We start from the raw sequence: 21,965 nt of genomic DNA, 5'->3' as shown, positions 1-21,965 counted from the left end.
GCGACAATGAAAGCGAGGGAAACGATACTTAAAATATGGAAAACATTCGTGGTCTGGGAATCGAGGCATCCCTATGGATTCTCATTCCTGGTGTCGGCGTTGTTTATGGGGTTCCTCCTTTTCTCCGGCGAATCGCTGGAGATAAACAGCGAAGATCTGATACCGATGGAAAATATTCAGTTCATTGACATGGAAACGGTCCAGGCGCCGCGACGCATCGTGAAGAAAGACCTTTCTATCGATAAAAGCGACACCGCCGAAGACAGCGCCGACGCGGAGCGGGCCGTTGGAGTAAGCGACGACCCGAATGCCGTCGACCTCGCGTTCTTCCCGAACATTGCGCCGCCGCGCCCTGTCGGGAAACTGGAAAAGCGCTATCCAAAGATAGCGAGCGAGATGAACGTCGAGGCCGTCATCAACGTGGAACTCCTGATTTCATCCAATGGGAAAGTGCGGAATGTGAGCATCCTGGGGATCCGGCTTTCGAAGGCCCTGCCCTCCGAAATCCATGCGAAAATCGCCAAGGAGTTCGCCCGCGACGCGAAGATCATCCTTATGGGCGCCCAGTTCAGTCCGCCCGTGGTAAACGGGAAACGGGTGCCGATCAGGATGGAAATGCCGTTGAAATTCAGACTGGAAGTATAGGATAAACGGACATGGTACGATTAGTGAAGCGAAAAATTTCCGCACGCTCGTGGTGTATCGCGGCGGCGCTGCTTTTCATGGCGCCGGCCGCGGCGCAGGCGCTCACGCTCCGCGGCACGGTCTACGACGACACCAAGCGCCAGCCGGTTGATTTCGGCACCGTCATCGTGCTCGAGGCCCGGGTAAAGGCGCGCACGGCCGAGAATGGAAGCTACACGCTGCAGATTCCACAGCCGGGCGAATACACGATCATGGTGCAGTCGGAAGGGCTTCGGCAGCTTAAAACGAAGATCAGGATAGACCGCGACATGGTGCGGGATTTCCGCCTGGGCGCCATCAGCATAAGAGGCGCCGCGATCACCATCACGGGCGAACGCGACATCCAGAAGGTGTCGCGCTATACCATGACGGTGAAGGAGCTGAAAGAGGTACCGGCCTCATTCGGCGATTCCATCAGCGCGCTGACCTCGCTGCCGGGGGTCATCCGCACCGACGGCTTCTTCGGCCCGCTGGTGATACGGGGAGGACTGGACCGCAACAATAACTATTTCATCGACGACATTCCCATCTACTCGCCGCTGCATTTCGGGGGACTGCATTCCGTCATCAATAACAATCTCATGAGCGAGATAGACCTGTTTTCGTCCGCCTTCCCGGCCCGGTTCGGCTCGGCGAACGCGGCGGTGATCAGCGTCAACACAGTCGACAGCGTGAAAGAGTTCGGCGGATACGCCGATATCGGCCTCATCTCGGCATCGGGCCTGGTGCAGACGCCCATACTGAAAACGAAGGACGGGAAGCCGTATTTCCCCTCGCCCACAGGATACATCGACAAGGAAGAGACCGAGAACGCCGGCTATCTCATCGTCTCCGGCCGGTACGGGTATCTCTCGCTCCTGGTCCCCACCATGTATTATCTCATAACGGGCGACAAGCTGGAAAGCGTCCCCGACTACTGGGATTATCAGGTAAAGGCGAAATACTACCTGAATAACCGTAACTCCATCTCCGTGCTCTTAATGGGAAGCAAGGACTATTTCGTGTTCGCCGAGGAGGACGAGTTTGAAGAAAACGAGGATCCGCTGCTGGACGGTCTCGAATTCAAGACCGACAAGATGGCGCACGGTCAGGGTCTCTATTACACCTGGCAGCCCAACGAGCGGATATCGAACCGGCTTATCGCCTATGGCTCGCTGACAAAATCGTATACCTACGCAAACCTCCCCTCCGACGGGGTGGCTCCGGTCTGGAAGGATATCAACATCACCTCGCTGCCGTATGTATTCGGCCTGAAGGATCGCGTTAAATTCCAACTTATCGAGAAGATTCTGGAAATCCGCGGCGGCCCGGAATACACGGTGTACCATTTCACGGCCCGGGGTAAAACCCTCCAGAACAATGCGCTGAACGACGGATGGGACCCGGCCGATCCCGACCAGTTCACTCCCATACTGCTGGATGAAGACACCACCAACCAGACCGTCGGCGGATACATCGAGGCGAAACTTACGATCGGCGGCCTCACCTTCGCACCCGGCTACCGCGCCGAGTACCTGGACCGCTCCAAAGAGCTCACCTCGGACCCGCGGGGAATGCTGAGCTACGAATTCCCCACCCGCACCACGCTGTCGGTTGCCGCGGGCAAATACAGCTATTTCTTCCAGACCAATCCGAATCTCTTCGATTACATGCCGCACCTCGCGAAGATCGGCGAGGAGCTGGAGTCGGAGAAAGCCCTGCACCGCGTCGCCGGCATCGAACAGGCGATCGGGATGTGGACGATAAAGATGGAAGGTTTCTACAACAACTATTGGGACCTGGCCGAGTCCTACCCTCACACGACAAGCGAGGGAGAATATCTCGTAGGCCTTACCAGCGGAAAGTTAAAGGCCTACGGCCTCGAGGTGCTGATCAAAAAGGATTTACGCGAAGACCATAACGGCGTCTTCGGATGGGCAAACTACACCTACACGCAGTCCAAGTACAAATCGGGCCTTCCCACCGAGGACGGGTATGACGGTGTTCCCACTAACCTGGCGGGCGACGAATGGGGCGACACCTATATCGATTCGGACTACGAGCAGGAGCACGCATTCAAGCTGGTGCTGGGCTACCGGCACAACCGCCACCAGTTGAGCGGCAAGTTCCAGTATTACACGTCGATGCCGTATTATCCTATCGTGGGCGCCGATCCTGACCCTGACTATTTGGCTGCAACCGGCAGGAATCGATACGTGCCGATATACGGCACTCCCAACAGCGCGCGTTTCGAGGCCGACCACCGGCTCGATCTGCGCTACACGTATAAGATCAACCACTCGTGGGGATATATCTCGTGGTACATAGAGCTCATCAACGTCTACAACCATCAGCCCAAAACGACCCAGGAATGGGACTACCGGTACACCGACAGCGACAGCAACCCGAAGATCGTAGAGACCGAGGGGCTCACCATCATCCCCAACTTCGGCGTGGAGGTGAAGTTCTGAAAGCGCGGATTCGAATCCGCGCCCGGATGCGTATCCACGCCCGGATGCGTATCCGCGCCACAGGGCGAGCATCCGCGCCCGGCGAGTACCCGCGCCACAGGGCGAGTACCCGCGCCCACAGCGGGCATCCGCACCATATGATGAACAAGGAGCACGCAATGCACAACAAAAAACACGGCACAGCGGCCATCGCGCTCATCGGCGCACTGCTGTTCACATCATGCGCGAGCACACCGGTATCGAAGCTCGAATCGACCGTGCCGATAGGTGAAAACACGAAATACGAAAACCTGGGCTGGTCCGGCGGGAGTTCCTCGACCTGGTCGTTCCTGGGCCTCTGGATGCGCGGCAGGCCCGATGTCGACCGGGCTTTCGCTGAGGCCATTCGCAAGAAAAACGGCGACGCCATGGTCGGCGTGACCTGCCGGGAGCGGACCCTCTGGTTCATTCTTTTCAGCATCACCACGGTGAGCGTTCAGGGCGAGGTGATAAAATTCATCCCGACGGAGAAAAAAGATGCGCGAAAAAATTAGGGGGATTCTCTTCTCGGCGAAACGGGTAATCATGCCCTCGCTGCTTTTCGTCGCGGTCGCGGCACTTGCCGGCTGCGTGAGCGTACGGACCAATCTGGCCGACGTCATGGCCAGCGCCAGGCCCATGGAGAAAATGGACTACGAGGTGCTGGGTGAGGCCGAGGGGCAGCACAGTTCCTTCCGGCTCTTCTGGTTTTTCCCGGTCACTCCCCGGGCCGACAGGGAGAAGGCCATGGAAGAGGCCGTGGCCGTCAAGGGCGGCGATAATCTCATCTTCGTGCGGACGTGGCACGAACGCCAGCACTGGGTGCTGGGAACCGTCGACATCATCCACGTCCGCGGCAGCGTGGTTCGATATAAATAGACGGCTCCGCTCAATCCCGCCCTTTTTCATTTGACAAAAGCCCGCCCCGGACGGATATATCGGCCGTTGGCGGGAGACGGCCGTTGTGCAACCGGAAACCACCCGCACAAACGGCACGGCCCGTGCCGCGCTCAATGGAGGGAATCTATGCCCGGAATATGGGAACTCGTCATCATCGTGCTCATCCTCGTAATCCTCTTCGGGGGAACGAAGGCCATGGGCACCATCAAAAACCTCGGCAGGGAGGTTTACGACATCAAAAAGAAGCTCGACGACATCAACGACATCAAGAAAGGAAAATTTTAGGATACGGCGATGGATATATACCGGATACGCGGCGGCAGAAAACTCAAGGGCGAGGTGCCCGTTTCGGGCGCCAAGAACGCGGCGCTCCCGATCATCGTCGCGAGCCTTCTGGCCGAAGGAGAGACGGTGCTTAAAAACGTGCCGAACCTCATGGACGTCAAGACCATTATAAAGGTCATCGAGTACCTCGGGGCCAGGTGCGAATTCGACACCGCGCGGAACACGCTGAAAATAAACGTCAACTCCCTTCGCAACGCCGAGGTGCCCTACGACCTCGTAAAGACCATGCGGGCATCGGTGTATGTGATGGGGCCGCTGCTCGCGCGCTGCGGCGAGGCGGACGTGTCACTCCCCGGCGGCTGCGCAATCGGCGAGCGGCCGATAGACATCCACCTCTCCGGCTTCGAGGCCATGGGCGCGAAGATCGACATCGACCACGGCTACATCAAGGCGCGTGCCGCGCGTCTGGCCGGGGCCCAGTTTCCCATGCGGCAGGTCTCGGTGGGCGCCACCGCGAACCTCATGATGGGCGCGGTGCTCGCCAGGGGCGCCACCGTGCTCGAAAACTGCGCCATGGAGCCGGACATCGTCGACCTCGGGAACTTCCTTATAAAGATGGGCGCGAAGATAAAGGGGCTCGGCACCGAGCGCATCGTTATCGAGGGGGTCAAAAAACTCACTCCCGCAGGCTACACGGTGATGCCCGACCGGATTGAGGCCGGCACGTATCTACTGGCAGGGGCGATCACGCGGGGCGACGTCACCGTCACGAAGTCGGCACCGGGCGATATCGAGGCGCTCACGACGACCCTTGGCGAAATAGGCTATATCATCGACAAAACGAAAGACACCGTGCGGATACGTCCCGGGAAAAGCCAGAGGGGCACCATCGTGCGCACGCTGCCCCATCCCGGCTTCCCCACCGACCTCCAGGCACCCATGATGGCGCTCATGACCACCCTGCCGGGAATCAGCGTCATTATCGAGACCATCTTCGAGAACCGCTTTACGCACGTCGGCGAGCTCCGCCGCATGGGAGCGGACGTTACCCTCGAGGGCAACGTCGCCGTCGTAAAGGGCGTAAAACGGCTCACCTCGGCCACGGTCATGATGTCCGACCTGCGCGCCGGGGCGGCGCTCGTGCTCGCGGCGCTGGCCGCCGAGAACGGCACCGAGATCCGGCGCATCTATCACTCGGACCGCGGCTACGAAAAATTATCTGAAAAGTTATCCCCGCTGGGTGCCGATATTATCAGGGAGGAAGGAGGAAAGCCCTGATATGCTCCGAGGAATCTACACCGGCGCCACGGGAATGATCGCCCAGCAGGCGCGCATGGACGTCGTCGCGAACAACCTGGCCAATGTCGACCAGACCGGCTTCAAGAAGGATCTCACGCTCTTCAAGGCCTTCCCGGACATGCTCATTCGGCGCATCAACGATGACGGCCTCGGCATCACGCCCGCCGGCTCGTACGACACCATGCCCCTTGTGGGAAAGCTCGGCACCGGGGTCGAGGTCAACGAGGTGTACACCCAGTTCGACCAGGGCTCGCTGCAGCGCACCGAGAACAATTTCGACATAGCACTCGAAGGCAAAGGCTTTTTCACGGTGAACACCGAGCGCGGCGAGCGCTATACGCGCGACGGGGCGTTCACCATCAGCCAGGAAGGCGTCATCGTCACCCACACGGGCTATCCCCTCATGGGGGAAAACGGGCCCATCCGGGTGCAGGAAAATAATTTCATCATAAACGAGCGGGGAGAGGTGCTCGTCAACGCGAACATGTCGCTCGATCCGCGCGATCCGGTGAGCATGGCGAGCAACGATTGGGCCCAGCCCGTCGTGATCGACCGGCTTAAGCTCGCCGATTTCGAAAACGTCCGCGAGCTTAAAAAAGAAGGCGGTACCCTGTACCGGGAGACGGAGTTCTCCGGCCCGGCGCTCCCTCCTGGTGAGATCAAGGTAATTCAGGGTTTTCTGGAAAAATCGAACGTGAGCGCTATTCGCGAGATGGTGGACATGATCGAGGTCCAGCGAAGCTACGAAGCCAACCAGAAGACCATCCACACCCACGACCAGACGCTCGGCAAGCTGATTAACGAAATAATCCGCTAAGCCTCTTCAGCGGTCTTTTCGGCGACTTCTTCAGCGGCTTCTCCGGCAACCTCATCGCCGGCCTCGTCGCCGATTTCGGATCCATCGGGAAGGTCTTCGCCATCCGGCCCCTTGTTCAGGCGGCGGAGACGCTTCTCTTCCTGCTTTTTCTGGCGTGCGACCTCTTTCTTTCTTTTCTCGCTTTTAAATCCTCTGGTCTTTTTCGCCACGCAAACCTCCTATGAAAAATCTGGTAGACACAATGTTCCCGGTATCGAAGCGGAAAAAAACCCTGATTTTTGGGAAAACCAGGGTTTTATCGCCTCATTACAGCAACCGTGTTATATAACGCGTACTGAGACAGCCCTGAGCCCTTTTTCGCCTTTTTCGATTTCGAACTGCACTTTTTCGCCTTCTGAAAGGCTCTTAAAGCCATCGCCGATGATGCTTGAGTGGTGGACGAACACGTCGCCGCCGGTGTTGCTCGTAATGAATCCGAAGCCCTTCTGGTCATTAAACCATTTTACTACGCCTTCTGCCATACTGACAAACTCCTGTTGTAATAATCTGCATGGGAAACCCCGCAGTGCCGGCCCCGAAAAAATCCTTTTTTGCTTACCTGAAATCATTCATAGGAAAGAAGAAGAGGAGTATTTCAAGCGGGCCATTACATTTTATAGCTTCCAATTATCCACAGGTGTAAAAAATTGTCAATGTTTAATTATTTTTTTCGTCGCGACTGGTGGAGATTGCCGAATGTCGATCAACAGGCGGCCGGTCTGCGCGATATATAAACTTTTCTTGACAATTAACCGCCCTGATAAAGATATCACGCAAGGATATATGAAAAATGACCAACGGCATTGAAAACGAAATCGGATCGAGGCGTACCCTCGCCATCATCTCCCATCCGGACGCGGGCAAAACGACACTCACCGAGAAGCTCTTGCTTTACGGCGGCGCGATCGAGCTGGCGGGTTCGGTGACCGCGAAGAAAAAGCAGCGGGAAACGTCCTCCGACTGGATGGAACTGGAGAAGAAACGGGGCATCTCGATATCCTCCACCGTTTTACAATTCGAATACAGGGGATACAGGTTTAATCTTCTCGACACCCCCGGACACAAGGATTTTTCCGAGGACACCTACAGGGTGCTTGCGGCGGTTGACGCGGTTATAATGGTGATCGACGCGGGCAAGGGCATTGAAAGCCAGACGATCAAGCTCTTCGAGATCTGTAAAAAACGCGGCATTCCCATTTTTACGTTCATCAACAAGCTGGACCGTCCCGCCATGCCTCCCCTCGATCTGCTCGACCAGATCGAAAAGGTGCTCGGCATGCACGCCTACCCGGTAAGCTGGCCGCTTGAGAGCGGCGTTTTCTTCAAGGGCGTATACGACAGGATCGGCAGGGAGGTCCACCTCTACGAAAAGGTCCCCGGCGGCGCGTATAAATCGCCCGTTTCCGTGCACGACCTCGCGGACCCGCTCGTAAAAAACATACTCAGTGAACCGTCGTACAGACAGATAATCGAAGAGATCGAAATGCTCGACGTGGCCCACGGAGGCTTCGACACGGCCGAGGTGCACGGGGGAAGGACGACGCCGGTTTTTTTCGGCAGCGCCTCCAATAATTTCGGCGTCGAGCATCTGCTGAAAGGGTTTCTGGAATATTCGAAAGAGCCCCTGCCCCGGAAGGCGGGCGATGTCACCGTACCGCTCGAGGGCCCTGTCTTCTCCGCGTTCGTGTTCAAGATACAGACCAACATGAACTCCCAGCACAGGGACAGGATGGTTTTCGCCAGGGTGTGTTCCGGAAAATTCCTTCGGGACATGAGCGTTTTCAATACGCGCAGCGGCAAAGAAGTACGTATCTCTAATTCCCATAACGTGTTCGGGCGGGAACGGGAAACCGCCAACGAGGCCTTCGCGGGCGACATTATCGGATTCGTCACCAATGCGGACTTCCGAATCGGCGACACTCTCAGCACGGACCCGCTCCTGCGTTTTAACGAAATCCCCCGGTTCGCGCCGGAGTGTTTCGCGTACATTCAAAACATTTCATCTTCCGGCTACAAGTCGTTTCGAAAGGGGCTCGATCACCTCCTGGCCGAGGACATCGTTCAATCCTTTTTTCTTAAAAACCACCCAGGCAACCTCCCGCTGCTTGGAGCGGTCGGCCCTCTTCAGTTCGAGGTATTGCAATACAGGCTCGGGGATGAATACGGTGTCGAATCGAAACTCGAAATGAAGCAATGGAGCGTTACGCGATGGCTCGGGGACCTGCAGGGGACGGACAATCCCGACATTTCGCTTCCCCACGGCTGCGCGCAGGGGGCGGACGACCGGGGCAGGCCCGTCATCCTCTTCCCCGACGTCTGGTCGATGCAGTATTTCATGGGGAATAATCCCGCACTCAGGCTGCACGATTCGCCGGTGCATTCCACCGAACCCAATTAAAACAAACCGGGCGTAACCGTTCGGCCCTAAATCGTCACCGGCCGGCACTGTTTTGTCGCGCTGTCCCAGAACGGCGAAATCTCCAGCAGCCGGTCGATGATCTCCGGAAGCGCCGAAATCGTGTAATCAACCTCTTCCCCGGTCGTAAACCGGCTGAGCGAGAAGCGGATGGAGCCGTGCGCCGCCGTAAAAGGGACCCCCATGGCGCGCAGCACGTGCGAGGGTTCGAGCGAGCCCGAAGAGCACGCCGACCCCGACGACGCCGCGATCCCCTTTTCATTGAGGTACAGGAGGATCGCCTCCCCTTCGATGTACTCGAAACCGACGTTCGTGGTATTGGGCACGCGAGCGTCCTTCGCGCCGTTAAGCTGCACGTTCGAGAAGCGAGCGAGGATGCCGCTTTCAAGCCTGTCGCGAAGCGCGCGCACCCTTTCTTCCGCGGGCAGGTTTTGGAGCGCAAGCTCGGCGGCCTTGCCCATGGCGACGATTCCGGGTACGTTCTCCGTGCCGGGGCGCCTTCCGCGCTCCTGGTGTCCGCCGTACATGAGCGGCCGGATACGGGTGCCGCGCCGGATATACAGCACGCCCATCCCCTTTGGGGCGTGGAATTTATGCCCTGAAATCGAATAAAGGTCGCACTGGATTTTCTTCACGTCGATCGGGATCTTCCCCGCGGCCTGCACCCCGTCTATGTGATAGGGCACTCCCCGTTCGCGACAGAGCCGACCGATCTCCTCCACGGGGAAGATGACGCCCGTCTCGTTGTTCGCGTGCATGATGGAAACGAGCGCCGTGTCATCGCCCAGCGACTTCTTTAAAAATTCCATATCGAGCTTGCCGTCGCGGTCCACCGGAACGTAGCTCGCGCGGTAGCCCTCCCGTTCAAGCTTGCGGTAGAGGTTCAGCACGGCCGGGTGCTCGACCTTGGAGGTGATGATGTGGCGCCGGTCCCGGAAATAGGCGAGCGTTCCCAGGATGGCCAAATTGTCGGACTCGGTGCCGCAGCCGGTAAAGACGATCTCGTAATCGTTTTCGGCGCCCAGAAGCTCCGCCACCCGCATTCGCGCGCGCTCCAGGTCGCGCGCCACGTCGCCGCCGAAGTCGTGCATGCTGGAGGGGTTGCCGTAACGCTCTTTGAGAAACGGAAGCATTTCTTCGAGGACCTCCGGGTCCACCATCGTGGTCGCGTTGTTGTCGAGATACACCGTTCTGTTCATCGCCATGGCCTCCTATCGCACCTCTATAACTTCAATGTCGTCCTCGACGAACTCGCGCAGCTTTTCCTGCACCAGGTTTTTCAACGTGACGTCGGACACCAGGCAGTTGGCGCACGCCCCGCGGAGCGCCACCATCACCTTCTTGCCGTCGATATCGACGAGTTCGATGTTCCCGCCGTCTTTCTGTAAAATGGGCCGCACCACGTCGCTGATGGTCTCCTCGACGAGCTGCATGCGCTTTATGTTCGAGAGCGGGAGCTTTTCCTTCTTCACTTCGGCGCCGGCGGAGGCGGGCTGTTTTTTAAGCTCCTCGTTCAGGATGTCTTCTATTTTGGGTATACACGAGCCGCAGGCGCCGCCTGCCTTGGTGTAGTTGGTGACGTCCTCGACCGTCTTGAGATTGTTCTCGCGGATCACCTTGCGGATGAGCGGGTCGGTGACGCCGAAGCACTGGCAGATCACATCGCCTTCGGTCTCCTCGTGCGGTGCGACCTCCTCGCCCCTCCAGTCGGCCAGCGCCTTCTCGAGCGCCTCGCGCCCCATGACCGAGCAGTGCATCTTCTGCTCGGGGAGCCCTCCCAGGTAATCGGCAATGTCGCGGTTGGTGATCTTTTCGGCCTCCTCGACGGTCCTTCCTATGATCATCTCGGTGAGCGCCGACGACGAAGCGATGGCGCTTCCGCAGCCGAAGGTCTGAAACTTCGCGTCTTTAATGATGTTGTCTTCTATTTTCAGGTAAAGCGTCAGCGCGTCGCCGCATACAATGCTCCCCACCTCGCCCACCGCATCGGCGTTATCGATGGTGCCGACGTTTTTGGGATGTTTATACAGGTCCTTGACTTTATCGGTGTAATCCCACATGGAATTTCTCCCTGCGACAATATTATTTCATTCAATCGTCAATCGGCTCGTATTACCATGCCGGACACCGGCGAAAGCCCTGCCGTCGAAACCGAGGAGGGCGGCTCCTTGCCGGTATGTCCCCTTTTGATGTAGATATGCACGTAATAGAGGCCCTGGCGCGTCGTCGGAAAATCGAACGAAAACTTCCGGCTCGCGTCGTCGTATCTGATCTGCCAGAACGGCAGGTTCACCACTCTGGCGCTGGTAAAGTCCGGATATCCGCCCATGCTGCGGAGCCGGGGTGCGGTCATCGGCTCGGGGAATGGTTCGTAGTACACCGTCGCGAAGAAGACGCCGTATCCCGGCACGCCGACGGCGCCCGATACAGTAACCTTTTCACCCGCCTTCACCGCCGCGGGTACGGCGTCGAACTCGAGGTAGCGGTCCACGAACAGCTCGTAGTAGCGGAAGCGGTTCTCGATCATGGAAAATCCCAGCCCCACGTGCGTGTGCGAGGGCAGAAGGATATTCCTCCGGTGTCCGTCGTTGGGCGGGGTTTCGTTGTACATCATCATGTGCGTCTGTTTGATAAACGACAGCACCTGACGGTAGTCCTTCGTCATGGGACCGCCCCCCTGGATCATGGACGCGTTTTCCATCACGTGGTCCATGCCGCCGGCGAAGGCATAGCGATGATAGGGCTTTTCGCCGCGCAGGTTCCAGTGCCCGTAGTAATCGCCCTTCGAGGCCTCGGACGCCGTCTTGCTCGCCACGCGGGAGGCCAGGATATCGAGCCGGACCGCCGGCATCCCGTGACGCGCGCGGTTTTCGTTGATGAGGTCGAGCACCTCGAGCTTGAGTTTGAGCGTCGTCTCGTTGTCCCTGAATTCGGCGAGACGTTCCTCCTTTCCGTTTTCCGCGATCGCCAGCCGCAAATCGGCATCGGTATAGGCCGCCGCGCGGCCGAAGGGCACGGCCAGCAATGCGCAGACCATGAACGGATACAGGGTTCTTTGTCCCGAGCGCGTTTCCATGAATCAAACCTCCCGACAGGATGGCGGTAATGCTATACGTACCGACCGGGAGGAGTCAAGATTAATAGCCGGGGGATGCCGTCAATAAAAACACGACAGCGCGAAGAAGAGCTGGGCCGGGGCGTACAGCGACCAGGTGAGGACCGTGCTGTGCGGGATCTTCTTGATGAAAATATTGATCGCCAGCACCACGTCCGAGACCACGAAGAGCGCCGCCCCCGCCGGCAGAAGCACCGGACGAGTGCTTCCCGAATCGCCCACGTGCGAAATCGCGAAGAAGAGCATGGCCGCCAGAACGAACATGTATACCAGCACCGAAACATGATGGGTGCCGGTTTTACGATGGATTTTACGGTAAAACAGCAGTATCCCCGCGCACAGCACGAGTATGGCGGCGATGTGCCACGGGCTGAAGGAATAACCTATGGTAAAAGCCCCCAGGTAAAAGCAGTGAGCGGCAAGGAAAAATATCAGCCCGTGTTTGAAGAAGCTGATCTCCTCGATCATGAGGAGCGTATCGGCGACGAGCGAGAGTACGAGCCCCATGAGGATGAAGGTCGAATAACGCGTCATGCCCGATGAGTGGATCGCCAGGAGCGCGAAGAGGATGACACAGAAGGTGACAAGCGGTGTAAGCAGGTACTTGGCGGGAAGTACGCGCCTGAACGCAAAAAACTCCCTGAGCAGCAGAACGGCCGCGAACGCGCAGAGGAGCTGGATGAAATATTCAATCGAGAAAATGGCCGGCATGGGCGGTCAGTCCTTGCCTTTCTTGGACGAATCGACATCGCCCTTATCGCCGGCCCCGTCCTCCGCCCCCCCGGAGAGGAAATCCGAAAGGTTTTTAAGCGCCTCGGGCCGCAGGTTCGAGCCCATGGCGGCTATGTTCTCCTGCTGGATCTCGTCGTAGATCTCCTTGCGGTGGACGCTGATCCGCTTGGGCGCGCGAATGCCGAGCTTCACCTGGTCTCCTTTGATATCGATGACCACGACCTCGATGTCGTCGCCGATGATGATGCTCTCGTTGAGCCTTCTCGCCAGTACCAGCATTACTATCCCTTCCGTGCCGCGGCTTTCTTCATTTCGTCGAGTATCCCGTGGCGCACACTGTGGCCTTCGCTGAGGCTTATCGCCTGCCTCCCCTTCCTGTTTTTTGGATTGATGATGATGGGCCCCTGGAGATTGGCCGTCATCGCCGCGGGATCGGCGGGGATGGTAACGATGGCAAAGACGAGCACGCCATCGAGACTTTCCGCACCCACTCCCTCCAGGTCGGACTGGGACACGACGAGCCGATAGTCGGACATGAAATCGCCCGGGCGTATGATGATGAAGGCGAGCTCGGGATTGCCCATCGCCTGCATCCATTTGAAGGGGGAATTGTCCTTCGAATCGAGGATGGCGAACTTTTTAATGTAATCGAAACCGAGGACGCCGTCATCGAAATCGATGATCTGCTTTTCATCCACCTCTGTCTCGCCGAATGGTTTTGTCGTGATTTTTACCAGCACTGCGCCGCTCCTTGAAGGATCAATATACGCCGATGCCCAGAATACCGCAACAAAATAATGATATACCGTTTGGCAAATGCTTTGTCATTGCGAGTCCCGGTCCCATCGGGGCGCGGCAATCTCGCTTTACACCGGGTTGCATGACCGGACTGTCACCTTTCGAGATCGCCGCGTCGCTACGCTCCTCGCGATGACATGCCACTTGGAATAACCTGTCATTGCGAGCCCCGGTCCCATCGGGGACCGGGGCGATCTTAGGACTGAACGTCCAAGGGCCCTATCGCAGAAAATCCATCAGCGTGGGCCGGATCGTCTTCGCCCCCACCGCCAGGGCGTACTGGTGCACCGATTCCAGCCACTTGAAATTCATGACGGTCTCGGGAATGTCGATCCCCTCGGTCTTCGAGAGCATGGCCAGCACGTTCGACTTGTCGTATTCCGAGCGCTTCGCGAGCTCGTCCGCGCGGTTCTGCTTGGCGCCCACCGATGACGTATGCCGCAAAATGTTATCCAGCGCCATGTCGAGAAGCCCCAGGTCGCGCCCTCCAACAAGCTCCTGGTCGCCGCGCACCAGGTCGTCGCGGAGCTGGATCACCATCTCGAAAATCGACATTCCGTTTACGGTGACCGTGGGGTCCAGGTTGTTCGGCGGGTGCGGGTAATCGGTGTTGACAAGCCCCAGGTCTTTGAACACGCGCCCGCCGCCCACGTCCTCCAGCCATACCTGATGGGGCGTGGTGCTCTCCATGATAAGGTTGTTGCGCCCGCCCTTGATCGCGCGGACCGAGAGGCCGGCGTTGTTGATCTTGTCGATGATCACGTCGAGGTTGTCGCCGGCGCTGATCGAAAGCTCGCGCCCGTCGATTTTTACAAGCTGGTTGGTTTCGGAGGCGTAATTGGTCGCGTCTTTATTCGAGGTGAGTATCTGGTTGGTGGCCCAGAACACCTCGTTGCCGGGAACATTGACGTCGAGGTACTCGCCCTTGGCCACCTCGCGCAGCATGCGGCCGATATTGCCGCGGTATTCCACGCCGGTCATGGCATCGCCCTGGTTGCCGGCGGTGAGCGTCTGGTAGATCGGCACGAAGGGCGTGGGGATTTCCTCCGTCCCGGTCTGGAAACCGCCGAAGATGGGCCTGCCGGTCGCGCCCCTGGTATTGGCGATGGCAACGAGCTCCTCGAGCATCTCGTTGATCTCGGTGGCCACGGCCTCCTTGCGCTCGAAGTTGGAATAGATGCCGTTGGCCCCCTGCACCGTGAGCACCCGCAGGCGCTGGAAGATGCGCATCGCCGACTGGAGCGCGGTGTCCACCTCGTCCAGGCGCGACTTCGCCTCGCCCAGGTTCTGGATGTACTGGTCCACCTCGGTGAGCCTGCTCTGGTAGATCATCTGGCTCGTCGTGGCGATCGGGTTGTCGCGCGGAAAGCGCACGTTTTTGCCCGTGCCCAGCATGTCCTGCGTCTTGTCCATCTCCGCCTTGTGGCGGTTCAGGTTATGGAGCATGGTGTTGTTGATCATCTGGTTTGTTACGCGCTGCATGGTTTATACCCCCAGCCGCAGTATGGTTTCCAGCATCTTGTCCATCGTGTTGATCACCCGGGCGGAGGCGTTATACCCGTGCTGGAAGGCGATCATGTTTGCCATCTCCTCGTCGAGGTTGATGCCCGATACCGACTCGCGCAGGTTGGCGAGGTTTTTAAGAAGCGTCTCCTGGTTCTTGATGCGGTCGCCGGCCTCCTCGCCCTGCGAGCCGATACGCGAAATGAGCGAAGTGTAGAAATCGTTGAAGGTTGAGTTTTTGTCCACCATGGCGTTCTTGTGCCTGAGCGCGGCAAGGAGAAGCGCGTTGGTGCCGTCGCCTATGCCGTTGGTGGTGTTGAAATCGCCCGTGCCGCCCAGGTCGCGCCCCTTCGCGGCGGCGATCTTGTCCACATCGGCCATCACCGCGTCGGACACGGCCATGTGGGCCGCCGGGTTGTACTGCGGCGTTATCGTGATGTGTTCGCGGTCCGGGAGCAGTTTGACGATGTCGTTGATCCGCCGGTAATCGAAGGCCCCCTGCGCGCCCGACTGTTTCAATACGCCCGAAAAACCGACCAGGAACTGTCCGGAATCCTCGAGGTGGCGCAGCATGAAGTTCTTTTTGTCGGTGTCGCCCGCGACGGTCGCCTTGACGGCGAGATGCCCGTTGTGGTCGATGTACGCCGCCACGCCAAGGCGCGCGTCGTTGATCTTTTTGATGACGCTGTTAGTCGAGTCGTTGCGGGAATAATCTATTTGAACCTCGGTTTCGGGCTCGCGGTTGGCAACGAAGGTGAGCGTTCCGGCGATACCGATCGCCGCCGAGGCGTCGAGCCTGTTTGCGCCCGCCACCTTGAAGACGGCGGTGACGTCGGCGATGCCATCGTTGTTGAGGTCGTGGTTGCCCTCCACGTTGTCGCTTATCATGATATGGCGGAAGAAATCGACGTTGGTCTCGCCCCGGCGGCCGAAACCGTCGCGGTGGATCTCGTTGGTGAGATCGATCAGGTTTATCGCGAAGGCGTTGACGTCGTTGATGTTCTCGCGCATGATCTTATCGCGCGCCTCGAGGAGGCCGGCGATCTCGCCGCCCTTTATCTCCACGTCGGTGCCTGTGTCGCGCCACACCACCTTGTGGTACCCGTGGTTGTCGGGGTCCATCACCGCCTCGAGCGGCCGCAGCACCTCGCCCTGCACAAGGTTCTCGCCGCCGATGTACACGATGGTCTCGTCCCGGTCGCTCCTTCCCACGCTGATGTTGATGAGGTTCGAGAGCTTCTCGATGAGCGCGTCGCGGCGGTCTTTAAGGTCGTTCGGGTTGTCGCCCAGCGCCTCGGCCTTTAAAATGCGCTCGTTGAGGTCGCGGATGTCGCGCGCGTACATGTTCACCTGGCTCACCCGGTGAAACACCTGGCGGTTGGCGTCTTTCTGCAGATCGTCGAGCTGGCGGTAGACGTGGTTCACCTCGTTCGAGAGGCTTACGGCCTTCTCCTTCAACACCTCGCGCGCCGAACGCTCCTCCGGGTACTTCGACAGCTCCTCCCACGCCCTCCACATCTGGTCCAGGCGGCTTCGCAGCGACTGGTCGGAGGGTTCGTTATATACCATTTCGACCTGGTGGATGAAATCGTTTTTCGTGTTCCAGTATCCCATTACGTCCTTTTCCGCGACGATGCGGTCGTCGATGAAGCTGTCGCGGATGCGCTCCACCGTCTGCACCACCGAGCCCTGGCCGATGTTGCCCGGCGAATTTGAGCGGTTGAGCGCCGGCACGTACAGCGGATCGGCCGAGGTGATAACCACGCGCTGGCGCGAGTACTCCTTGTTCTCGGCGTTCGAGATGTTGTGGCCGGTGACGTGCAGCGCCTGCTGGTGCGAATGCAGGCCCCGTTTCCCTATTTCAATCCCCATAAAGGTGGAATTCATGGCGGCACTCCTCTAAACCGTTTTATTGAAGATCATCGCCCCCGACACCCGGGATCTCTCGACCCCGTTCACGCAATAACCGGTCGAGATCGACGCCGTGCTTTTCAGGCCCGAGAGCAGAATATCGTAAAATTCCAGGTTGTCCTCTATAAGCCGCTTGTTGGTTTTATACAGCGAATCGAGACGGGAGAGGAGCCCTTTAAGCTCCATCCCGATCGAGACGATCCGCCCCGCCGAGTTGTCGTCCACGAGGCGGGCGATATCGGTAAGCGTCGGCGCGGACGGTGCGTCATCCGAAGGCCCGTCTGCCGCCATCTCGAAAATGAGGCGCACGCGCGTCTTCTCAAGCTTTTCCACACGCGATAGCAGCGCCTCCTGTTCGCGCGAGATCGATTCCATCAGTCTGCCGTTTTTATCGATTATGGCGCCGCTCTTACGCTCCTCAAGGGCGTAGAGGCCGGAATACACGTCAATCTCGTCCCGTAACACCTTTTCTATCCGCGTAATGGGGTCCGCCATCGATCCCTCCCTGGAAATATGCCGTCATCGGCCGCGTCCTGTCTTCGGCTTACTCTACTATCGGTTAGAAGTGCATTCTAAATGAGGATTTTTAGGGGGGAATCCTCTCAGCCTCCGGCAGCTCTCCTTTGGCAAAGGAGAGCCTTATTCAGAATACCGGTCCGCTTCCGCCGCGGCCTGTGTATACCATCTCAGCCTCCGGCACGTGTTGCTGTCGGAAAGAATAAAGGCATTAATCTTCCACTGAAAATACGCATAACTGGAGCCCTCTTCACCGAAGGGGGCGCGCCGGAGGCGGGGGGATTTGAACATCATGAAGAAGAACGGCCTTATAACCACGGGATTCCATATCCCCTATAATCCAAAACTCAAGGAACGGGCGCGTGAATTGCGTAAAAATATGACCGATGCCGAGAAAAGAATCTGGCACGGGTTTCTAAAAAATCTCGACTGCACGGTGTTGCGCCAGAAACCCCTTGATAACTATATCGTCGATTTCTACTGCCCGAAACACAGACTCGTTATTGAAATTGACGGTGGGATTCATACTGCCGCCGAGAGCAGGGTGTATGACGAATTCAGAACGCAAGTCCTTGAAGGATACGGCCTCCGCGTAGCACGTTTTTCAAATGAGGATGTGCTTAATGAATTTACGATGGTCTGCGATGGGATACGGAAGCTGATTGAATCCTCTCAGCCTCCGGCAGCTCTCCTTTGGTAAAGGAGAGCCTTATTCAGAATACCGGTCTGCCTTCACCGCGGCCTGTGTATACCATCTCAGCCTCCGCGCCGGTGAAAGACGCGACCTCCTGTCGCTTCACCGGCATTAACACATCCTGTGCGTCACACCGCTCCTTTGGCAAAGGAGAGCCTTTCTCAGAATACCGGTCCGCTTCCGCCGCGGCCTATGTATACCATCTCAGCCTCCGCGCCGGCGAAAGGCGCGACCTCCTGTCGCTTCACCGGCATTAGCACATCCTGTGCGTCACACCGCTCCTTTGGTAAAGGAGAGCCTTATTGAAAAAACGTGTCGGTGAGGAGCTCATCACGCCGGAGTGATCGGATATGGCGTCAGGATCGGGCGATGATCATGATCGTCGCCTGGAGGCTTCGATTGGCGCCCCGCCGCGTCAATACGCCTCGCCGATGGTGAAGTAAAAGCCGGTGAGGTCACGGCTCCGACCCACGTCGAGCCGCGCGTTGATCTTTTCCTGGGGATTGATGCAGAAGCGCAGCCCGCCGCCGTAGGTGAACTTGAACTCCTCCGGCTCGAAGTCCTGAACGCGCCGCGCGACGTCGCCCACGCCGGCGAAGGCCGCCGCCCCGAAGCGCCACCACAGCGGCATGCGGTACTCGCCCTGCGCCACCACCATCGTGTTGTCGCGGTAGCGTCCCTCGAAAAGCCCGCGCATCAGCTTTTTTCCCCCCATGAGCGAGAGCATCTCGAACGGCGCTTCTCCGTAGATGATGTTGGAATAGGCCTGGAGCGCAAGTACGTGACCTCGCCACAGCGGCACGTACTTCCTTAGATCGAACGTATGGCGGATGAACTGGAAGCGACTGGAAAACATGCGGTCGAACGACACCGCGCTGAACTGGTACAGGCCGCCCTTCGAGGGATAAAAGACATTGTCGCGCGTGTCGAGGTTGAGCGAAATCCCGATGCCCGAGGCGAGGCTGGAGGAGCTGCCCGGCACCCCCGCCGACTCGAGAACGCCGCCCTCCTCGCTTTCGTCGACCGTCGTCTTTTCATACTGATAGACGAAGCCCACGTACAGCCGATTGGCGACCTCGCGCTGGAGATCCGAGCGGAAGCGCACGGTCGACGAGGTGTATTGCTCGCGCGCGTCGTCGGGTGTGTCGTTGCCGACGCCGTAAAAATAGTTGGGATAATAATAGTACTCGAGCTCGCCCACCAGGTGGTACTTTTCGTTGTCCAGATAAAACTCGGGGAAAAGCTGCCAGATGAACTGCTTCTTCTGGGTGTAGGTCAGCGTGGTCGCGAGGGTCGACGGCCGTATATCGAGCGGAAAATCCGAACCGATCCGGAAATAGCTGAGGAAGGCAAGCCCCCCGGCGATCTGCGTTTCGGGTTTGTAATTCACATGGGGGAAAATGAGAAAATCGTCCTTCTTGACGATGGCCAGTTCCCGTTTGAGCTCCTCTGTGGGGAGCGGGTCCGCGGGCGGGTCCGCGGCGCGCCCGGTCGCGGGAAGGGCAAGCAGGACGAGGAGCGGAAGCAGGACCGTAATCCTTCGCGTAAAGCGGGTTGTGCATAAACTCATTTTTACCGTACTCGTCTCCTGTTATCGAAACAGCGATGCCGCCTTCAAACCGCCTGCCGGTTCGCTCCACGCACCGCGCCGAAAACAGGGAACGGTGACCTTGCCCTTAAAAATGCTAATGTCGAGCGAAAGCGCCGTCGCGTAACCGGGGAAAACCCGAACCCCGGGAATGCGCGACAAGTTAATAGGCCTGTCGCAAAGCCCGGGAATATTCGGTTTCCCCGGTTACGCGACAAGTTAATATATTTTGGACGGATTGTAGGAAAAACGCCATAATTTAATCAAGAAGTATGTGCCGCGCTCCCGAAATTTTTTAACGGGGGATGGGATGAAAACACTCGTAGCATATCTGTGCGATTACCGGGACCGGAACGACTACTTTCTCTCCCTGATGCCGGTGGGGGCGGTTTCCATCGCCGCCGCGCTCGAGGCGCGGGGCCACGACGTAACGCTCGCGAATTACTCCAGAGAGGGCGTCCGCTCCGCGGCCGCGCACATCCAGTCCATAAAGCCCGACGCGGTGGGCCTTTCGGTCTGCACGCACAACCGGACCGATTCGCTGCGGCTCGCCGTCGAAATTAAAAAGAGACTGCCGAAAACCATCATCATCGCCGGGGGACCCCACGCCGCGTTTCTGGGCGAAGAAATTTTGCGCCGGGTGAAGGCGGTCGATTACGTCGTGCGCGGGGAGGGAGAGCTCGCTTTCGCCGAATTGCTCGCGCGGCACGCAAAAAAGGCCCCGGCCTCGGAGCGCATCGTACAGGGAGAGCGTATAAAGGACCTCGACGCGCTCCCCTTCCCGGCGCGCTTCGGCGGTACGATGCGCGGAATGGACCCCAACGAGCAGTTCAAGTACATCATCACCAGCCGGGGCTGTCCGCACCGCTGCGCCTTCTGCTGTTCGCCGCGGCTGTGGGGCCGCACCACCGCGTTCCGGAGCGCCGAACACATCGTCGACGAAATCGAGCACTGCGTGAAGACCTACGGAATCATCTACTTCTCGATACGCGACGACAACTTCACCCTTCGCCGCGAGCGCGTGCTGAAATTCTGCCGTCTGCTCCGCGAACGGAAGCTCTACATAATGTGGAACTGCCAGTCGCGCGTCGACACGCTCGACGGGGAGATGCTCCTCGAGATGAAGCGCGCGGGCCTTGAGCACATACAGCTCGGCGTGGAGTCGGGCTCGGAGCGTATACTCGCGATGTACGATAAACGGACGACCGTCGCCGACATCGAGAAGGCGTCGGCCGCCGTGCGCCGCGCGGGGGCCTATCTCTCGTTCTACCTGATGGCCGGCATGGAGACCGAGCGCGCCGCCGACATCAAAGAGACCATCAAGCTCATCCGGCGCACCCTTCCCGGCGACGGCATCGTTTCGCCGGTCGCGCTCTATCCCGGAACCGCGCTCTACGACGCGGTAAAGGCGCGCGGCGACATCGACGATTCGCTGTGGTTCCGCTCGAAGGATAACGGCATCTACCTGCGCGACGACGCCGAGGTGGGCCGCTGGGTCCGCACGCTCGCGGACGAGCTCGGCGCCATCCGAAAGCGCTCGTGGTACCGCGAGAAAGATTTCCGAGCGCACCGGCGCGCTGCCGGCGGGAACTGCTGGGTGACCGATATACTGGAAGGCGACTTCCACCTCGACGGGGAACGCCACGACCGCGCGCTGGAACGATACCGGGCCGCGGCCCGGCGGCATCCCCTCAACCCATGGCCATTCCTCCGCATGGGGAAGGCGCGCTTCATGTCCGGGCGTTACCAGGAGGCGGAGCGCGACTTCGCCTTTGTCACCGAGATCGTGCCGAAGTTTTACGGCGGCTGGCTCAAGCGCGCCGAAAGCCTCCTCGCGCTGGGGCGGCGCGACGAATCGCGCGCCTGTGCCGAAAAAGCCGCGCGCCTCAACCCGTACGATTTCAGGATACGGAACATCAAAAAGCTGTTAAACCATAAATAAAGGATACCGCCGGGCTACCAGACCATTTGTAAGCCATGGTCCCTGTAATCAAGTAAATCAGAATCCCTGGAAATCAGATACATATTATTGCTCATGCATTGCCAGATTAATAATCGATCAAAAGGATCTTTATGTTTCAACTTTGGGAGTCTGTAAAAAGAGGATACTTCGGCGGGAGATAGTCTTAAAATCTCGAACCCCGCCTTTTCGGCATACGCGGGCAACTCTTCCGGAGAAATGTTGGTTAACGATAATTTT

Annotated in this window: 23 protein-coding genes; 10 read left to right on the top strand and 13 right to left on the bottom strand. The window is 58.5% G+C overall.

The window, feature by feature from the left end:
- Positions 1-6 precede the first annotated feature (6 nt).
- The 7 genes from VLM75_12525 (at position 7) to flgF (ending at position 6,453) form a co-directional block, all read left to right on the top strand.
- Positions 7-645: an energy transducer TonB gene (locus VLM75_12525; protein HSV97739.1), complete on the top strand. Its 639-nt coding sequence runs from the start codon at positions 7-9 to the stop codon at positions 643-645.
- An 11-nt stretch (positions 646-656) separates the two neighbouring features.
- Entirely contained in the window at positions 657-3,134 is a 2,478-nt protein-coding gene (locus VLM75_12520) for a TonB-dependent receptor (protein HSV97738.1), read from the top strand.
- Between the two features lie 158 nt (positions 3,135-3,292).
- Positions 3,293-3,667, top strand: a complete 375-nt coding sequence (locus VLM75_12515; protein HSV97737.1) for a hypothetical protein — start codon at positions 3,293-3,295, stop codon at positions 3,665-3,667.
- A complete protein-coding gene (locus VLM75_12510; protein HSV97736.1) occupies positions 3,651-4,031 on the top strand; it encodes a hypothetical protein in 381 nt (126 codons plus the stop codon). Before VLM75_12515 ends, VLM75_12510 begins: the two co-directional genes overlap by 17 nt.
- 147 nt (positions 4,032-4,178) lie before the next feature.
- Entirely contained in the window at positions 4,179-4,337 is a 159-nt protein-coding gene (locus tag VLM75_12505) for a twin-arginine translocase TatA/TatE family subunit (GenBank protein ID HSV97735.1), read from the top strand.
- 9 nt (positions 4,338-4,346) lie between these two features.
- Positions 4,347-5,615 (top strand): UDP-N-acetylglucosamine 1-carboxyvinyltransferase, encoded by a 1,269-nt coding sequence (gene murA / locus VLM75_12500; GenBank protein HSV97734.1) that lies wholly within the window; start codon positions 4,347-4,349, stop codon positions 5,613-5,615.
- Between the two features lies 1 nt (position 5,616).
- Positions 5,617-6,453, top strand: coding sequence for a flagellar basal-body rod protein FlgF (gene flgF, locus VLM75_12495; GenBank protein HSV97733.1), 837 nt, complete (start codon positions 5,617-5,619; stop codon positions 6,451-6,453).
- Here flgF and VLM75_12490 read toward each other — a convergent pair.
- Together VLM75_12490 and VLM75_12485 are read right to left on the bottom strand one after the other, a co-directional pair.
- On the bottom strand, positions 6,450-6,662 hold the full coding sequence (locus tag VLM75_12490; GenBank protein HSV97732.1) for a hypothetical protein: 213 nt from the start codon (positions 6,660-6,662) through the stop codon (positions 6,450-6,452). The genes flgF and VLM75_12490 overlap by 4 nt on opposite strands.
- Positions 6,663-6,773: 111 nt before the next feature.
- Entirely contained in the window at positions 6,774-6,974 is a 201-nt protein-coding gene (locus tag VLM75_12485) for a cold-shock protein (GenBank protein ID HSV97731.1), read from the bottom strand.
- Positions 6,975-7,282: 308 nt separating this feature from the next.
- Between VLM75_12485 and VLM75_12480 the strand changes: the two genes are divergently transcribed.
- A complete protein-coding gene (locus VLM75_12480) occupies positions 7,283-8,890 on the top strand; it encodes a peptide chain release factor 3 (protein HSV97730.1) in 1,608 nt (535 codons plus the stop codon).
- 26 nt (positions 8,891-8,916) lie between these two features.
- Here VLM75_12480 and nifS read toward each other — a convergent pair whose 3' ends face one another.
- The 9 genes from nifS to VLM75_12435 form a co-directional block, all read right to left on the bottom strand.
- Positions 8,917-10,107: a cysteine desulfurase NifS gene (nifS, locus tag VLM75_12475; GenBank protein HSV97729.1), complete on the bottom strand. Its 1,191-nt coding sequence runs from the start codon at positions 10,105-10,107 to the stop codon at positions 8,917-8,919.
- 12 nt (positions 10,108-10,119) lie between these two features.
- Positions 10,120-10,968 (bottom strand): Fe-S cluster assembly protein NifU, encoded by an 849-nt coding sequence (gene nifU / locus VLM75_12470; protein ID HSV97728.1) that lies wholly within the window; start codon positions 10,966-10,968, stop codon positions 10,120-10,122.
- Positions 10,969-11,006: 38 nt separating this feature from the next.
- Entirely contained in the window at positions 11,007-11,984 is a 978-nt protein-coding gene (locus VLM75_12465) for a CAP domain-containing protein (protein HSV97727.1), read from the bottom strand.
- Positions 11,985-12,065: 81 nt separating this feature from the next.
- Positions 12,066-12,734, bottom strand: a complete 669-nt coding sequence (locus VLM75_12460) for a lysoplasmalogenase (GenBank protein ID HSV97726.1) — start codon at positions 12,732-12,734, stop codon at positions 12,066-12,068.
- Between the two features lie 6 nt (positions 12,735-12,740).
- Positions 12,741-13,034, bottom strand: a complete 294-nt coding sequence (csrA, locus tag VLM75_12455; protein HSV97725.1) for a carbon storage regulator CsrA — start codon at positions 13,032-13,034, stop codon at positions 12,741-12,743.
- 2 nt (positions 13,035-13,036) lie between these two features.
- The gene (gene fliW, locus VLM75_12450; GenBank protein ID HSV97724.1) at positions 13,037-13,495 is read right to left on the bottom strand and encodes a flagellar assembly protein FliW; all 459 of its coding nucleotides are present in this window, start codon (positions 13,493-13,495) and stop codon (positions 13,037-13,039) included.
- A 277-nt stretch (positions 13,496-13,772) separates the two neighbouring features.
- Positions 13,773-15,035: a flagellar hook-associated protein 3 gene (locus VLM75_12445; GenBank protein ID HSV97723.1), complete on the bottom strand. Its 1,263-nt coding sequence runs from the start codon at positions 15,033-15,035 to the stop codon at positions 13,773-13,775.
- Positions 15,036-15,038: 3 nt separating this feature from the next.
- Complete coding sequence (gene flgK, locus VLM75_12440; protein ID HSV97722.1) at positions 15,039-16,943, bottom strand: flagellar hook-associated protein FlgK; 1,905 nt, start codon at positions 16,941-16,943, stop codon at positions 15,039-15,041.
- Positions 16,944-16,955: 12 nt separating this feature from the next.
- Positions 16,956-17,462: a flagellar protein FlgN gene (locus tag VLM75_12435; GenBank protein ID HSV97721.1), complete on the bottom strand. Its 507-nt coding sequence runs from the start codon at positions 17,460-17,462 to the stop codon at positions 16,956-16,958.
- Between the two features lie 313 nt (positions 17,463-17,775).
- Here VLM75_12435 and VLM75_12430 point away from each other — a divergent pair, with 313 nt between their 5' ends.
- Positions 17,776-18,183: a DUF559 domain-containing protein gene (locus VLM75_12430; protein ID HSV97720.1), complete on the top strand. Its 408-nt coding sequence runs from the start codon at positions 17,776-17,778 to the stop codon at positions 18,181-18,183.
- A 409-nt stretch (positions 18,184-18,592) separates the two neighbouring features.
- Here the strand turns inward: VLM75_12430 and VLM75_12425 are convergent, their stop codons facing one another.
- On the bottom strand, positions 18,593-19,747 hold the full coding sequence (locus tag VLM75_12425; GenBank protein HSV97719.1) for a BamA/TamA family outer membrane protein: 1,155 nt from the start codon (positions 19,745-19,747) through the stop codon (positions 18,593-18,595).
- A gap of 328 nt (positions 19,748-20,075) precedes the next feature.
- Between VLM75_12425 and VLM75_12420 the strand changes: the two genes are divergently transcribed.
- Complete coding sequence (locus VLM75_12420; protein HSV97718.1) at positions 20,076-21,707, top strand: cobalamin-dependent protein; 1,632 nt, start codon at positions 20,076-20,078, stop codon at positions 21,705-21,707.
- A 14-nt stretch (positions 21,708-21,721) separates the two neighbouring features.
- Here VLM75_12420 and VLM75_12415 read toward each other — a convergent pair.
- The coding region (locus tag VLM75_12415) for a type II toxin-antitoxin system VapC family toxin (protein ID HSV97717.1) at positions 21,722-21,965 on the bottom strand (244 nt) is incomplete at its 5' end.

This window comes from Spirochaetota bacterium (assembly GCA_035477215.1).
Classification (GTDB): domain Bacteria; phylum Spirochaetota; class UBA4802; order UBA4802; family UBA5368; genus MVZN01.
This window is presented reverse-complemented; position numbering and strand designations above follow the sequence as displayed.

What these genes read in the sequence shown, in the direction of transcription:
- VLM75_12525 (HSV97739.1), top strand. Translation starts at nt 7, where the DNA reads ATGAAAGCGAGGGAAACGATACTTAAAATATGGAAAACATTCGTGGTC.
- VLM75_12520 (HSV97738.1), top strand. Translation starts at nt 657, where the DNA reads ATGGTACGATTAGTGAAGCGAAAAATTTCCGCACGCTCGTGGTGTATC.
- VLM75_12515 (HSV97737.1), top strand. Translation starts at nt 3,293, where the DNA reads ATGCACAACAAAAAACACGGCACAGCGGCCATCGCGCTCATCGGCGCA.
- VLM75_12510 (HSV97736.1), top strand. Translation starts at nt 3,651, where the DNA reads ATGCGCGAAAAAATTAGGGGGATTCTCTTCTCGGCGAAACGGGTAATC.
- VLM75_12505 (HSV97735.1), top strand. Translation starts at nt 4,179, where the DNA reads ATGCCCGGAATATGGGAACTCGTCATCATCGTGCTCATCCTCGTAATC.
- murA (HSV97734.1), top strand. Translation starts at nt 4,347, where the DNA reads ATGGATATATACCGGATACGCGGCGGCAGAAAACTCAAGGGCGAGGTG.
- flgF (HSV97733.1), top strand. Translation starts at nt 5,617, where the DNA reads ATGCTCCGAGGAATCTACACCGGCGCCACGGGAATGATCGCCCAGCAG.
- VLM75_12485 (HSV97731.1), bottom strand. Translation starts at nt 6,974, where the DNA reads ATGGCAGAAGGCGTAGTAAAATGGTTTAATGACCAGAAGGGCTTCGGA.
- VLM75_12480 (HSV97730.1), top strand. Translation starts at nt 7,283, where the DNA reads ATGACCAACGGCATTGAAAACGAAATCGGATCGAGGCGTACCCTCGCC.
- nifS (HSV97729.1), bottom strand. Translation starts at nt 10,107, where the DNA reads ATGAACAGAACGGTGTATCTCGACAACAACGCGACCACGATGGTGGAC.
- nifU (HSV97728.1), bottom strand. Translation starts at nt 10,968, where the DNA reads ATGTGGGATTACACCGATAAAGTCAAGGACCTGTATAAACATCCCAAA.
- VLM75_12465 (HSV97727.1), bottom strand. Translation starts at nt 11,984, where the DNA reads ATGGAAACGCGCTCGGGACAAAGAACCCTGTATCCGTTCATGGTCTGC.
- VLM75_12460 (HSV97726.1), bottom strand. Translation starts at nt 12,734, where the DNA reads ATGCCGGCCATTTTCTCGATTGAATATTTCATCCAGCTCCTCTGCGCG.
- csrA (HSV97725.1), bottom strand. Translation starts at nt 13,034, where the DNA reads ATGCTGGTACTGGCGAGAAGGCTCAACGAGAGCATCATCATCGGCGAC.
- VLM75_12445 (HSV97723.1), bottom strand. Translation starts at nt 15,035, where the DNA reads ATGCAGCGCGTAACAAACCAGATGATCAACAACACCATGCTCCATAAC.
- flgK (HSV97722.1), bottom strand. Translation starts at nt 16,943, where the DNA reads ATGAATTCCACCTTTATGGGGATTGAAATAGGGAAACGGGGCCTGCAT.
- VLM75_12435 (HSV97721.1), bottom strand. Translation starts at nt 17,462, where the DNA reads ATGGCGGACCCCATTACGCGGATAGAAAAGGTGTTACGGGACGAGATT.
- VLM75_12430 (HSV97720.1), top strand. Translation starts at nt 17,776, where the DNA reads ATGAAGAAGAACGGCCTTATAACCACGGGATTCCATATCCCCTATAAT.
- VLM75_12425 (HSV97719.1), bottom strand. Translation starts at nt 19,747, where the DNA reads ATGAGTTTATGCACAACCCGCTTTACGCGAAGGATTACGGTCCTGCTT.
- VLM75_12420 (HSV97718.1), top strand. Translation starts at nt 20,076, where the DNA reads ATGAAAACACTCGTAGCATATCTGTGCGATTACCGGGACCGGAACGAC.